Here is a 14,397-nt window from a genome sequence, read left to right on the forward strand (position 1 = left end):
TCCCCAATCCCTCTGTTTAAATTAATGTATCACCGAATAGAGAGCTAATTAACGCTACGGCAGCAATAGCCGTTTTATTAGATTGATCTAAAACTGGATTAGTCTCTACAAATTCTGCTGAAGTAATGATTTTTGCTTCGGAAAGCATTTCCATCGCTAAATGACTTTCACGATAGCTAATACCACCTGCAACTGGCGTTCCTACACCTGGTGCATCGTTTGGATCTAAACCATCTAAATCTAGCGATAAATGCACCCCATCGGTACGTTCCTTTAAGTAGTTAATCGTTTCTGACATCACGGTCGTCATACCTAAGCGATCAATTTCATGCATAGTATAAACTTTAATACCCAATTCTTTAATAAGCTTTTTCTCTCCTGGATCTAAATCACGAGCTCCAATAATGACAACATTTTGTGGCTTTACTTTTGGCGCATAACCGCCAATATTCGTTAGTACTGGATGTCCAAGCCCTAAGCTAACAGCTAAAGACATGCCATGGATATTCCCAGAAGGAGAAGTGTCAGCTGTGTTTAAATCACCGTGGGCGTCATACCAAATAACACCTAAATTCTGATAATGTTTGGAAACACCTGCTAATGTGCCAATAGCAATGCTATGATCTCCTCCTAAAACTAAAGGAAAGCGTTTACAGGAAATAACCTGATCTACTTGTTGACCAAGCAAGTCATTCGCATCTGCAACTGTTTGTAAATTTTTTAAATTAGTTGCTGTATCTATGTTTTCATTTTTATTTACGAAATCGATTTTTAAATCCCCTAAGTCATCAATCGAATAACCAAGACCCTCAAGTCGGTCTGTTAGTCCCGCATATCGGATGGCACTCGGCCCCATGTCAACCCCTCTTCTCGTTTGACCTAAATCCATCGGTACCCCAATAATTGTCACTTCTTTACGCATGATAGTTTCTCCTCTCCCTTTATTACTTTCACAGTATAATGAAAACGAAACGTTGACTCAACTCAACATTATTCTTAATTTTTATACAGTTCTAATTATTAGAAACATAGACTTTCTCAAACCTAGATACATGTATAAATTCAATTCTTATGCATACCAATACATTATTTTACACTTTAACGCATTCTTTTGTCAGAAATATCAAAAACTAAAGATTAAAATTTTTTCTTTTTTTACGATTTTTCAATATTGATATAGTAATTTAAGGTTATTAATAAATATATTACTAAAACATTATAATTCATCCAACTTTTAAACACATAGAAAAAAAGCCTTACACGATGATCGTAAGGACTTCAATCAATACTATATTTTTTAGAATGTAAGAAAAGAAACTTTAATATTTCTGGACAAATAATTGACCATCCGCTTGAATTTCTGCATAAAACACTTCTTCTATATTTTCCACCGCTGCTTTGCTCAACTCTTTTTTTAACCATTCTCTATTTTTACCCACTTCTAATAAATTTCTTTTTAATAATTTGCCGTCTGAAATAATTTCAGTCGGTAAAAAAGGTGGAGCTTTAGGGGTAATGTTCATATCTATTTTTTGGGTACCTTGAAATTGCGGTTTTTTCAGTATACTTAGCGTACCATTTGGTTCTAGTATTGCAAAATCGATTTCATCAATCGAAAAAACTTGGTATTGTCGAATCATCATTGTTAAATCATCAATATTAACACCTGTTCGTTTTAAAGCTTTTCTATCAATTCTCCCATGCTTAATGACTATAGTTGGTTGGCCATCGAGAATCATTCGAATTGTTCCAGATTTCAAACTTATATAACTAATGAGTGTTGTCAACACACACCAAATGACTAAGCTTAATAAATCTTTCATGTAATCTTTGGTACTAAGAACAATCATATTTGCTGCAATTGAGCCGATGGTTATGCCCGTTACATAATTAAAAAAAGTAAGTTGACTTAATTGTTTTTTTCCTAAAAAGCGTGTCATTGCAAGCAAAACAAAAAAAGTGATGGCTGTTTCCATTGCTATTTGTAAGTAGCTTACATCTTTCATGTGACCACTCCTATCTAAACAATAGAATGTGTCATGTCATGTTATACATACATAAAAACTAGACACTCTCCTAATTCAAAGTGTCTAGTTATAAATTCCGTATTAAAGTGTGTCTTGCGTCTCTAAGTACCGATATAGTGTAGATTTGCTAATACCGGTTTCATTTTTAATATCATGTAATGTGAAATTACCTGAATGGTACATTGCTAACGCTTTTTGAATATTGATATCTGGTTTTCTTGGTCTTCCAAGCGTTTTCCCTTGTTCTTTTGCATTTGAAATGCCGATAAAAGCTGACTGTTTTGCCACATCGGTTTGAAATTGTATATAGTGATTCAGCATTTGTTGTAATGATAATGACAAAGTTTGATTACTATCCATCTTTTCATTTCTAAAAATAATCGTCACGCCGTCCTTTTCACAAATTTTCAGGATGTCTTGCAGGTGTCGAGTTGTATCAGCTAATGCAAGCATTCGTTCCACAAGTATTGTATCTCCTTGTTGTATCGTCATAAGCATCTCTTCTAATTGAGTGCGTTTTTTAGGTGACCCATGTGATTCACGATAAATAGTTTGGCACGTTTCCGATAGTACTTTTAACTGTTGATCACACGTTTCATCATCATATAAAGGTCGTATGTAACCATAAATCATATATTTACCTCCTTATTTCGTCTCAAAAGGGTTCCTTTTTGGGAATATCAATGGTATGATACTCAAAGAATTTTCATATTAAAGGAGTTCATCATGCAAAGTTTAAAACAACAATGGTTTGGAAATATCCGAGGCGATCTCTTAGCAGGCATTGTCGTAGCATTAGCGCTCATCCCTGAAGCCATTGCTTTTTCAATTATTGCCGGTGTTGACCCAATGGTCGGATTATATGCATCGTTTTGCATCGCCGTCACGATTGCATTTGTCGGTGGTAGACCGGGCATGATTTCAGCAGCAACAGGTGCGATGGCACTTGTAATAGCACCTTTAGTCAAAGACTATGGCCTTAATTACTTACTAGCTGCTACCATTTTAACAGGTATTTTTCAAATAATTTTTGGCATGTTAAAAATTGCGAAGTTAATGAGATTTATACCCAATGCTGTCATGATTGGTTTCGTTAACTCATTAGCAATTTTAATTTTTTTAGCACAAGTTCCTCAAATTATCGGCATGTCTATGACGACCTATTTGTTTGTCGCATTGACACTCGTACTTTTGTATACTTTACCACGATTTATTCAAGTAGTTCCAGCCCCACTTATCGCCATTGTAGTATTAACTTCTATTGCGATTTATAGTGACGTTGACTTAAGAACTATTGGTGATTTAGGTGTCATTACTAAAACTTTACCGACATTCGCCATGCCAAATATACCGTTGACGTTTGACACATTACGAATTATTTTACCCTATTCGTTAGCACTCGCAATTGTCGGACTAATCGAATCTTTATTAACCGCACAAATTTTGGACGATATGACCGCAACTGAAAGTGACAAAAATAAAGAGGCCCGCGGGCAAGGTATTGCTAATGTCATTAATGGATTTTTTGGCGGAATGGCTGGTTGTGCAATGATTGGACAATCTGTTATCAATGTCAAATCAGGCGGACGTGGGAGATTATCGACACTTGTAGCTGGGTTATTTTTAATGTTTTTAATTCTTGTGTTAGGAGACTTAGTAGTAAAGATTCCAATGCCTGTATTAGTTGGCATTATGATTATGGTCTGTATCGGCACATTTGATTGGAGCTCATTCAAGTATTTGGTGAAGGCCCCACCTAGCGATGCTATTGTCATGCTTATAACGGTAATCATTGTCGTGTACACACATGATTTATCAAAAGGTGTAATTGCTGGGGTTATATTAAGTGCGATGTTCTTTGTCATCAAAGTTTCTACATTAAAAGTAATGAAGGATGGTGATATCTATAAAGTAGAAGGTCCATTGTTCTTTGCTTCTACACATCATTTTGTTCATTACTTTAAACATACTAATTTAACAGAGGCTAAAGTTACGATAGATCTTAGTCATAGTCGTATTTGGGACGATTCTGCTGTCGGTGCATTGCATAAAGTGAAAGAGTTACTACAGGCAAAAGGGCTAACTGTTAATATTATAGGTCTTGACGCATCAAGTGAAAAATTAATAGAGCGATTGGAAAGTATAACTTCTTCTCACTAATAATCTAAGGAATTCCGGCTTACTTTGGCGGGATTCCTTTGATATTTCGCGGAATTATTCCTCTCTTTCGCGGGATTTTACTTTGCTTTCGCGGAATTATTCCTTCTTTTCGCGGGATTTTACCTTGCTTTCGCGGAATTATTCCTCTCTTTCGCGGGATTTTACCTTGCTTCCGCGGAATTATGCTTTCTTTTCGCGGGATTACACCTTGCTTTCGCGGAATTATTCCTCTCTTTCGCGGGATTTTACCTCTCTTTCGCGGGATTTTACCTTGCTTTCGCGGGATTACATCTTGCTTTCGCGGAATTACTCCTTCTTTGCGTGGGATTACACCTTGCTTTCGCGGGATTATGCTTTCTTTTCACGGGATTACACCTTGCTTTCGCGGAATTATTCCTTCTTTTCGCGGGATTTTACCTTGCTTTCGCGGGATTATTCCTCTCTTTCGCGGGATTACACCTTGCTTTCGCGGAATTATTCCTCTTCTCCGCGGGATTCTACTTGCTTTCGCGGGATTACACCTCCATTTCAAAGATATTTAAATAAATTCGCCCCATTTTTAACAGAATCTGGTGTATGATTTAATTATTGTTTTTTATCTACTATTCTGATAAAACTGGAGGATATTTTATGAACAATAGGAAAAGTTGGTTTCGAATGTGGAAAATACTTTCCTTTGCATTTTCCATGTTCCTTCAAGTTTATTGGTTTCGCTTACGTAAAAAATCGGATGCGCAATGGGCACTGCTATGGGAAAAGCTTGGTCGTCAATTTCGTCAAACATTATTCGAACTTGAAGGTATCTTAATAAAAGTCGGGCAACTTTTAAGTATTCGAGAAGATTTACTACCAAAAAGTTTTATCAGCCAAATACAAGATTTAGTAGATCAAGTTCCGCCCTCTCCTTGGGAAGACATTCAAAATGTATTGGAAAAAGAATGGGGAAAACCTATTAAGCAAGTCCTTCTTTCTATTGAAACAACAGCTGTAGCTTCAGCATCTATCGGCGAGGTGTATCGCGGAAAATTAAAGGATGGCACAGATGTAGCCATTAAAGTTCAACGCCCCTCTATCCCAGCTATCATGCGAACGGATTTTCGTTCGTTAGCAATTATTATTTGGTTTGCGCAATATGTCGCCCCCATTCCAAAAGGATTTATCAATTTTAAAATGCTTTTTAATGAACTCAAACATGTGATAGGACGGGAATTGGATTTCAAAAAAGAGATAGAGACAATGCAACTTTTCAAAGAACGTTTTGCTTCAGTCCATCAACTAATGATTCCGACAGCATATCCCGAAATTAGCACTAATCATGTATTAGTTATGGAATGGATAGATGGTGCTCGCATAACAGATAGCCATTTTATTTCAACACACAAAATCGATAATGAAGCTTTAGCACAACGATTATTGCGCATTTTCTTGCCACAATGGTTAGAGGCTGGTGTATTTCATGCAGACCCCCATGCTGGCAACGTTTTAGTAAAGGCGGATGGCACAATCGTCCTTCTTGATTTTGGCATGGTCGGCGAAATATCAAGACAAGATGCGGCCAATTTTCAAAATTTAATGCAGGCTATTTTTCTAAATAATTATGCTCAGGCTGCAAACATATTAAAAAAATTAGGTTTTTTACTACCAGGAGCAGATTTAAAAATCATTGAAAATCTTCTTAAAGAAGTACTACAGATAGATGTAAATAAGCTTAAAGAAATGGATTTATTTGCGCTCAAAAAAGAAATGAATGACATGATTAAAATATTACCAATACAAGTACCTACACGCTTTATTTTTTTAGGACGTTCTTTTGTGACCATTGAGGGTATGTTGCTAACCATAAATCCCGATAAAGAAATATTAGACATTATTAAACCAGTCTTCTCTGATTGGGTCAAGGAAGGAAATGCAACGAATTGGAAGTCAGTTTTACAATGGTTCCATGCATTGCCTATCTTTAAAATATTTCATACTGTCCAAGAATTTCTAGAGACACCCCAACGCTTAGTTATTCAGAAGGAAACATTGCAACAAAGGAAGTTCATTTTTACCATCTATGAAAATCAAAAAAAACATACTTTTTTATTAAGTGTGCTAGCATTTGGTGGCATTTTCATTGGTCAGTATTTGCACTATTTACTATTAGTAAAAGTTTCAGTTGGGTTATTATCATTAGCCATAGTTTTCTATTATGTGAGTAGTTGGAAACAAAAAAAATGGTTGAAAAAGCTTGATCGGAAAATACTTTAAGCCTCCTAATGTAATTAGGGGCTTATTTTTTGTAGCTGTGCAGAACTGTTCTATATTCTTACTATGCCTCATAAATTGACTCAAATACAGAATAAGGAGATTTGAGACTATGCATGTTGTTCATTTTTTCGAAAATAAGACCGCCATTTTAAATCAGTTATTAATACGTATTCCTAGTGTTGATGAAAACATCCAGCTAAAAGGACGAAAGGCAAAAGTGGTCGACATTATCCAATTGGATGAACGTCATTATCATATCAATGTACTATTCGAAAAAATTGTAAAAAAACAAGCTTTAACGAAAGATCTGGGGAAGAAAAAAAGATAGTTTCTTCCCTATTCTAAAGAGGTTTAAATACGAACAATAAGGGTAAATAAAACTAGTGTATCAATCTTCCTCGAATACACTTGCGAATCATTCTCATTTAAAATATCTATATCGAGCAGATTGATTGACTTTTCTATTGATAACAATTATCATTATCATATAGATTCTTTCTTATTCGTTTATTTCAGAATCCCCCCTTATTTTTTGAAATAAACATGCATTAAACGGATATTCTTACATCAGAATAAGAGTATCCGTTTTTTCATTACATACATTGAAGGAGCTGTTCTAAATGGATTATCGTATCGAAAAAGACACAATGGGTGAAATCAAAGTACCAGCCCATAAAATATGGGGCGCACAAACACAACGTAGTAAAGAGAATTTCCAAATTGGCACGGAACACATGCCGATCGAGCTAATTCAGGCAATGGCGATTTTAAAGAAAAGTGCTGCTATTGCGAATAACAAATTAGGAAAGCTATCGGATATAAAGACAAATGCGATTGTGCAAGCAGCAGATGAAATTTTGAACGGTCAATGGGATGATCAATTCCCACTCGTTGTGTGGCAAACAGGTAGTGGTACCCAATCAAATATGAATGTAAACGAAGTAATCGCGCATCGTGCAAACCAAATTTTACAAGAAGCTGGCGACGCTGACCGCATTCATCCAAATGATGACGTAAATAAATCACAAAGCTCTAACGATACATTTCCTACCGCTTTGCATATTGCAGCTGTCCTAAAAGTAGAAGATTATTTACTTCCACGCCTTCGCTTATTAAAAGCAACATTCGATGAAAAAGCTGAAAACTTTAAAGATATCATTAAAATTGGTCGTACCCATTTACAAGATGCAACACCGCTCACTTTAGGCCAAGAAATAAGTGGCTGGTCTGCCATGTTGGGTAAATCTGAGCAAATGATTAAACATAATGTGGATTATATGAAAGAGCTAGCTATTGGTGGTACTGCGGTCGGTACTGGTATTAACGCACATCCTGAATTTGGTGACCGAGTAGCAGCTGAAATTAGTGCACTAACAGGCAAACAATTTACATCTGCTGCTAATAAGTTTCATGCACTAACAAGTCATGATGAAGCAGTTGTCGCACATGGCGCATTAAAAGCACTCGCTACCGATTTAATGAAAATTGCTAATGATGTCCGCTGGTTAGCAAGTGGCCCTCGTTCAGGTATTGGTGAAATTACCATTCCAGAAAATGAACCAGGCTCATCCATTATGCCTGGTAAAGTGAACCCTACGCAAAGTGAAGCGATGACAATGGTCGTGACACAAGTTGTGGGTAATGACGCAACAATTGCCTTCGCCGCTTCGCAAGGGAATTTTGAACTGAACGTCTTTAAACCTGTCATCATTTATAATTTCTTACAATCTACTCGCCTACTGGCCGATACGATGAAATCGTTCAATGATCATTGTGCGATTGGCATTGAGCCCAATAAAGAGGTGCTAGATCATAACTTGCAAAACTCTTTAATGCTAGTTACCGCATTAAATCCTTATATAGGCTATGAAAATGCGGCAAAAATTGCGAAAAAAGCACACAAAGAAGGTACAACGTTAAAAGAAGCTGCCATTGCTTCAGGCTTATTAACTGAAGAGCAATTTAATGAATATGTTGACCCGGCTACGATGATTTATCCGAATGCATAAATACAAAAGGCACCAAGAAGCTTTTAAACTCTTGGTGCTTTTTGATGATGTTATTGCTGAAAACAGTTACAAGCTATACCTACCCTATTGCGGGCATGTTATTTAATTCAGCGATTTACAATATCTTTCAATGATTTAAAATGAGTAAAACGGTTTATCTCTATTAATCCACATATAAGCAGGATTTTTATAAAATTGTACACGTTGTTCAAATGGAATTGCCTTAAATACTGTTAAATTACTTGCTTGTACACGATATCCTGAGCTCATCCAATAATATGTCTGCCCACTATATTTCTCGATATTATAAACGCGGAAGTAGTTTCCCTTTTTAACTAACATCGATTCAAACTGGCCACTGGCATTTTTCTTATACACTTTTACATCTTTAGAAAACGTTAACTTTCCTGTTTGCCCTTTGACAATTTCTACGCCGTCATATATCACTTTTGCTTTGGATGTTGGTGGATTTCCTACAAAGAATACAGATGCTGCAAGTAACACTTAAAAAGTTTTTTCACTATTCTCCCCTTTATTCTTGCCATATTCTCTGAACATCTACTAGCTTCGTTTGTGAAAAAATTAGTTTATAAATATCCGGTTTTGTAGTACTTTTCCAAAAGTCATAGCCGTACTTTTCATTAAAATAGTTCATAATGATTGTCATAATATTTCCATGCGTTCCAATAATTATTGTCTTTCCTTCATACTGCTTTAGAAGATTTTTAATAGCGGGGATGGCTCGATTTTGGACATCTATTATGGATTCACCTTCTTGTAAAGAAAAGTCAGCATCTTCAAAAGATTTTTTAATGGCATTGTCAATTTCTTCTTCTGATAACCGATACTCCCCCTTTAATGTTCTTTCCTTTAAATTTTCAATCAGCTGTACCTCTAAATTATTTTTTTTTGCAATCCCTTCTACCGTTTGAATGGCTCTTTTGTAAGGGCTTGAAGCAATTACATTTATAGTCTGACCGATTAAAGCTGTAACACTATGTACATCCCTTTCACCTTTTAATGATAGAGGTCTTGTCCTTTCTTCCCCAATGATAAATGGTGATTCGGCATGTCTAATCATAATCATCGTCGTATGCAAATCTAATTCTCCCCTTCAAATAACTAATTTTTAATTTCCTGACAGTATCCATCAATTACTATCATAATGCATTGCCGTTGTTCACTTGATTTTGATTGTTAGTAAATCTACCCATCACAATAGTATTGTAATATTTACCATCAGAAAGCATTTTGTCTTTTTTTAAAAGTCCTTCTATTTCAAAGCCATGTTTTTGATAGAGTTTAATTGCTTTCTTATTGGTTTCCAAAACGTTTAACACTATTTTTTGAATGTTATTTTCTTCTGCCCAAGAAATAGACTCTATTAAGAAATGTTTCCCTATGCCATATCCCCAAAACGCTTTTAATATTGCAACGCCAAATTCAGTTTTATGAGAAAATCTTTTTAGTTGAAATCCTTCACATCGTGCAAATCCTACAAGTTGATTTTGAGCAACAGCGACTAAAAATATGCTGGACTGATTCTCAGTATCAGCTTCAATTATTTTTTCAAATCCAGCAGTATCGATAAAGGCCTCACCTTGCACTCTATCTAGATTTTCTGTCTCTCCATCAATTTGGTATCTTAGGGCAACTAAGTTTTTAGCATCTGTTTTGATGGCAGATCTGATGGTATATTGAAGCCCATTTATATTAAGTTCTTTTTTGTCTATAAGCATCCTAATTCTTCCTTTCGTTATTCCACCCTAAAATTGTAACAAAAAGGTAATTCGAATTGAAGCTAAAAAAATAATTACATTGCAATTTACAAACTTGTAAAACGTAAAAGTTGTTAATCCAAACATTTTTAGTTAGTATTAAGATGCTTTAATTTGACAATTGAAAGGAACAATGTGCGATGCTTAAACAGAAGAAAATTATAATCGAGGTTAACAAAATTTAAGCAAGCGTACTATACCTCTATAAACTACGTTTGCTTATGGATTAGGAGAACGTATGCGAGACAATGCAAAAATTATTGAAATGACCTATGAAAATATAAGTGATTATAATGATAGCAATCAGACATTTGAAGTTATAGGAAAGTTACTACCAACCTATCAGCATGATTGCTGGTCCTTTCAAGAAGAACTATATGAAAAAACTTATGAAACAACCTATCAACAAGAAGATGGACTTGATGAATATATTGGCAATGAAGATAGTATCGCTTTTTTATACTATTTGGATCATGTATGTTTAGGGCAAATCACTTTATCAAAAAGTGTGACTAAGTATGCTTCAATTGATAGACTTATTATCTCAAAAAGTCATAGAGGAAAAGGTATAGGTACTGCATTATTAAATAAAGCTAAAGAGTGGGCTATAGAAAAAGAAATGAATGGTTTGACGCTTGAAACACAAGATGTTAACTTGCTGGCTTGTCGTTTTTATGCTAAAAATGGATTCTCTATTGGTGCAGTAGACAACATGCTGTATGCTAACTCCAAATATGCGAATGAAAAAGCTGTGTTTTGGTATTTACAATTCTGAGGCGTTTCTTTGCTAGTAACAAATGCTTTGCGTAACAATTTTTGAGCTGCTTAGTCAGCTCTTTTTCTTATTGTATCGATTTCAAGATCACTTTAACAATTTTTTGAAATCATTGGCACCTTTAAGTTTTATCTAGAAGATTGTTGGAATGCTATTTTTCGTTTTTCCTTCAGATTATGCCAAATTTTGTTCGTTGCTACAATTAGCACAAACAAAGAAACCATTACTAACACTAGCCCAATTGTATAATCATGTAGGCCATTTCCGATAAAACTATATACTATCCTTAATGGTGTACTTGCAATCATAATGGTTAAAAGGTATGTTGAATATTTTATTCCTACAGATGCTGATAAGAAACAAATGACATCTGCTGGTGCTATTGGACAAATAACGCCTATGGCCAGAAATTTATAATGATAAGCTAGTAGTAAATCTTTTAAATCAGGGTATTTATTCTCTAAATATTGATGAACTCTTCTTCCAACAAACCCTTTAGAAACGAAATAAACTAATGTTTCACTTACTAGCAGGCCCACGCTTGATAAACAAAAGGCTGCCAAAGGAGAAAAGCAAACCCCTCCTAAAATCATTAACGTCGTACCTGGAATAAGGACAACGAGTCTAATTAACCATAGCCCAATAAACAAAAGATAGGCATAATCCTTATGGCTAGCAACAATATCTTGTAGTGTACCCACATTAAATGAAAGGATATCAAAATGCTTGACTAAACAAATGATGAAAACCCAAATAATGATGAGGGTTAATTTCTTTCGCATGTCTTCACGCTCCTTAACACTATCGGTCTACATATAATAAAAAACAAACATTAAGAAATATACCTTGAAATCATTAAGGATTCTTAAGATGATTAATATCTGCCTATGTCAATGTATGATAAAAGAAGTGCCACAGTGCTTATCATTTAAATTGAACATAAAAAGAGATGTCGTTTGTTTAATAGACATCTCTAAATTATTCTTTATTTTGGTTTAATCGGTAATAACAGCGTAAAAGTAATCCAACCATTTTTGTATTCTGCATAAATATCGCCATGATGCAGCTCCATAATTCTTTTAGCAATGGAAAGTCCAAGCCCAGTCCCCTGAGCATCTTTTCTCGCATTATCCCCCTTAAAAAACCGCTCAAACATTTTATTAATACTTTCCTTTGGAGGATTTTCTATTCTATTTGATACTTTTAAAATGGTGGTATGCTCTTCTGCCTCAAAGGAAATAAGTATTTCAGAAGGCTTTTGACTGTATTTTATCGCATTTATAAAAAGGTTTTCATAGACACGAACCATTTTCTCAATATCGATTACAACATAAATATCTTCATCCGTTAGCGATTTTTCAACAGTCAATTGTTGCTCTTCGAATATTGGTATATACTCTCCTATGATTTGCTGCAGTAAGCCAGTCATGTCAATACGACTTAAATTTAATTTTACATCTGGGCTTGATAAACGGCTAAATTCAAACAGTTCATCAATCAAATGTTTTAGTCTAGAAGATTTTGAATAAATTGTTTCAAAATATTCATGGAGTTGTTCTTGATGTCTATATTGACCGTCTTTTATTAATTTTAAATAGCCAATAATAGACGTCAAGGGAGTCCGTAAGTCATGCGATATATTTGTAATAAGCTCGTTTTTTTCTTTTTCTATTTGTCTTTCTTGTATAAATTTATGTTCTAACTCTTGGGACATATAATTGATGTTCATCGCTAGCTGAGATAATTCATCTTTCCCTTTAATATCAATTGTTTGTCCTAATTGTCCACTGGCAATATGTTGAACGGTATCGGAAATTAACTTCAAATATAAAATTTTTTTCCTCACTAGCATGATGAAAATTAGCACAAACGTTACGATTGCAATGAAAAACCACCCAAAAAAAGCCACACTTGCTTGGACTACAAGGAGATTCTCATTATTCATAGTCAATCTTATTAATTCAAATATAGGTCTAGATAAAACGCTCATTACTAAAATAGTACCGAATAAACTGATCACAATCATTACGAGAAGCTGAAAAGAAAGTTTATTACGAAACTTAATCGTTGTCATATTTTATATCCTACACCCCAAATCGTCTTAATATAAATTGGATGTTTTGGATCGTCTTCAATCTTGTCTCTAATTTTTGTAATGTGTACCATCACCGTATTATCTGATTTATAAAAGTCATTTTTCCAAACTGCCTCGTAAATTTTGGCAACGCTTAAGACAATCCCTTTGTTGCGAGCAAGAAGTTCTAAAATATCGAACTCTTTTGGTGTCAACCTAATTTCTTTTTTGTGTATCCATACTTGACGGGTATCTGTATGAATGGTTAAATCTCCTATTTCAATTACATTTTTTTCGAATGTTGTGTCTGTATTATACTTTTTATACCTTCTTAATTGTGATTTTACCCTAGCGATTAACTCCAATGGGTTAAATGGTTTAGATAAATAATCATCAGCACCCGCAGCAAGACCTTTAATTTTATCCATATCCTCTGATTTTGCTGAAAGCATAATAATCGGCATGCTGCGCTCTTGTCGAATTTTCAAGCATGCGTCGATTCCATCCATTTTTGGCATCATAATATCTAGAATTATAAGATCAAATTCTTTTTTTTCGAGCATAATTAATGCTTCTAATGCATCTTCTGCCTGTGCTATTTCCATCCCTTCATTTTCTAAATATACCGCAATAAGATTTCTTATCTCTTTATCATCATCAACTATGAGTATTTTTGACATGTACAATTTCCTCCGTATGTTTTTTTGCTACTGAACAGCTAAAGATGTATGCAGGTGGCCAATTTCTAAATTCTCTGGCGATTTCTAATTGTGTAAAATACTGCTTAATGAATGTCTTTTTAAATTTTGTATATTGAAATGTAATGAACAATCCATTGTTTTTTAAAATTTTTGTAGTGTTGGCTAAAATCGCCCTTGATAACTTTTCGGGTAAACTCGAAAATGGCAGCCCTGAAACAACATAATCAGCATAAGGAATATGATATTCTTGTAAATAAGTTTCAATATTTTCAGCAGAACCATATATAATGTATACATTATCATGTCCTTTATAGCGCTGTTTAAGCAAAGTACAAAATTTTATATTATTTTCTACTAATAAAATAATTGTCTCTGCATTTCTTTTGGCAAGTAATTTATCTGTAAAAACTCCTGTACCTGGACCATATTCAACTATATATTTTGCTTCAGTAAAATCAATTTTTTCCATCATTTTATCGCCCAAAGAACTTGAGCTTGGAAGAATAGCCCCTATTGTTTTAGGATTCACAATAAATTGCCATAAGAAAGAAAACTTTTTCACTATTATTCACCTCATTGGTTTGAATTCACCATCTTACTTTATAAATCAAACCTTAAGAGGA

The 14,397-nt window shown here is 34.5% G+C and carries 15 protein-coding genes; 5 read left to right on the plus strand and 10 right to left on the minus strand.

Annotated features, from left to right (window positions below; translation table 11 throughout):
- Positions 1–16 precede the first annotated feature (16 nt).
- The 3 genes from rocF to ACIQXI_RS06810 form a co-directional block, all read right to left on the minus strand.
- Positions 17–922 carry an arginase gene (gene rocF, locus ACIQXI_RS06800; RefSeq protein WP_402922850.1) on the minus strand — a complete coding sequence of 302 codons (906 nt, stop codon included), beginning with the start codon at positions 920–922 and terminating at the stop codon, positions 17–19.
- Between the two features lie 397 nt (positions 923–1,319).
- Positions 1,320–2,006 carry a DUF421 domain-containing protein gene (locus tag ACIQXI_RS06805; RefSeq protein ID WP_402922851.1) on the minus strand — a complete coding sequence of 229 codons (687 nt, stop codon included), beginning with the start codon at positions 2,004–2,006 and terminating at the stop codon, positions 1,320–1,322.
- 102 nt (positions 2,007–2,108) lie between these two features.
- Positions 2,109–2,660, minus strand: a complete 552-nt coding sequence (locus ACIQXI_RS06810; protein ID WP_402922853.1) for a recombinase family protein — start codon at positions 2,658–2,660, stop codon at positions 2,109–2,111.
- Positions 2,661–2,750: 90 nt separating this feature from the next.
- Between ACIQXI_RS06810 and ACIQXI_RS06815 the strand changes: the two genes are divergently transcribed.
- The 4 genes from ACIQXI_RS06815 to fumC all read left to right on the plus strand — a co-directional run bounded on the left by ACIQXI_RS06815 (position 2,751) and on the right by fumC (position 8,446).
- Positions 2,751–4,187: a SulP family inorganic anion transporter gene (locus ACIQXI_RS06815; RefSeq protein ID WP_402925692.1), complete on the plus strand. Its 1,437-nt coding sequence runs from the start codon at positions 2,751–2,753 to the stop codon at positions 4,185–4,187.
- A gap of 630 nt (positions 4,188–4,817) precedes the next feature.
- Positions 4,818–6,437 carry an ABC1 kinase family protein gene (locus ACIQXI_RS06820; RefSeq protein WP_402922854.1) on the plus strand — a complete coding sequence of 540 codons (1,620 nt, stop codon included), beginning with the start codon at positions 4,818–4,820 and terminating at the stop codon, positions 6,435–6,437.
- Positions 6,438–6,546: 109 nt separating this feature from the next.
- Positions 6,547–6,765, plus strand: a complete 219-nt coding sequence (locus ACIQXI_RS06825; RefSeq protein ID WP_402922856.1) for a hypothetical protein — start codon at positions 6,547–6,549, stop codon at positions 6,763–6,765.
- Between the two features lie 292 nt (positions 6,766–7,057).
- On the plus strand, positions 7,058–8,446 hold the full coding sequence (gene fumC, locus ACIQXI_RS06830) for a class II fumarate hydratase (RefSeq protein ID WP_402922858.1): 1,389 nt from the start codon (positions 7,058–7,060) through the stop codon (positions 8,444–8,446).
- Between the two features lie 135 nt (positions 8,447–8,581).
- Here fumC and ACIQXI_RS06835 read toward each other — a convergent pair whose 3' ends face one another.
- The 3 genes from ACIQXI_RS06835 to ACIQXI_RS06845 all read right to left on the minus strand — a co-directional run bounded on the left by ACIQXI_RS06835 (position 8,582) and on the right by ACIQXI_RS06845 (position 10,185).
- Positions 8,582–8,950, minus strand: a complete 369-nt coding sequence (locus ACIQXI_RS06835) for a hypothetical protein (RefSeq protein WP_402922860.1) — start codon at positions 8,948–8,950, stop codon at positions 8,582–8,584.
- Positions 8,951–8,978: 28 nt separating this feature from the next.
- Entirely contained in the window at positions 8,979–9,545 is a 567-nt protein-coding gene (locus ACIQXI_RS06840) for a histidine phosphatase family protein (protein ID WP_402922862.1), read from the minus strand.
- A gap of 61 nt (positions 9,546–9,606) precedes the next feature.
- Entirely contained in the window at positions 9,607–10,185 is a 579-nt protein-coding gene (locus ACIQXI_RS06845; protein WP_402922864.1) for a GNAT family N-acetyltransferase, read from the minus strand.
- 277 nt (positions 10,186–10,462) lie between these two features.
- Here ACIQXI_RS06845 and ACIQXI_RS06850 point away from each other — a divergent pair, with 277 nt between their 5' ends.
- Positions 10,463–10,999 carry a GNAT family N-acetyltransferase gene (locus ACIQXI_RS06850; RefSeq protein WP_402922866.1) on the plus strand — a complete coding sequence of 179 codons (537 nt, stop codon included), beginning with the start codon at positions 10,463–10,465 and terminating at the stop codon, positions 10,997–10,999.
- Between the two features lie 128 nt (positions 11,000–11,127).
- Here the strand turns inward: ACIQXI_RS06850 and ACIQXI_RS06855 are convergent, their stop codons facing one another.
- The 4 genes from ACIQXI_RS06855 to ACIQXI_RS06870 all read right to left on the minus strand — a co-directional run bounded on the left by ACIQXI_RS06855 (position 11,128) and on the right by ACIQXI_RS06870 (position 14,336).
- On the minus strand, positions 11,128–11,781 hold the full coding sequence (locus tag ACIQXI_RS06855; RefSeq protein ID WP_402922868.1) for a TVP38/TMEM64 family protein: 654 nt from the start codon (positions 11,779–11,781) through the stop codon (positions 11,128–11,130).
- A gap of 203 nt (positions 11,782–11,984) precedes the next feature.
- Complete coding sequence (locus tag ACIQXI_RS06860) at positions 11,985–13,073, minus strand: sensor histidine kinase (protein WP_402922870.1); 1,089 nt, start codon at positions 13,071–13,073, stop codon at positions 11,985–11,987.
- Complete coding sequence (locus tag ACIQXI_RS06865) at positions 13,070–13,753, minus strand: response regulator transcription factor (protein ID WP_402922871.1); 684 nt, start codon at positions 13,751–13,753, stop codon at positions 13,070–13,072. The genes ACIQXI_RS06860 and ACIQXI_RS06865 overlap by 4 nt, the downstream gene beginning before the upstream one ends.
- The gene (locus ACIQXI_RS06870) at positions 13,731–14,336 is read right to left on the minus strand and encodes a class I SAM-dependent methyltransferase (RefSeq protein ID WP_402922872.1); all 606 of its coding nucleotides are present in this window, start codon (positions 14,334–14,336) and stop codon (positions 13,731–13,733) included. The genes ACIQXI_RS06865 and ACIQXI_RS06870 overlap by 23 nt, the downstream gene beginning before the upstream one ends.
- Positions 14,337–14,397 lie beyond the last annotated feature (61 nt).

This window comes from Lysinibacillus sp. NPDC097195, assembly GCF_044762075.1.
Taxonomy (GTDB): domain Bacteria; phylum Bacillota; class Bacilli; order Bacillales_A; family Planococcaceae; genus Lysinibacillus.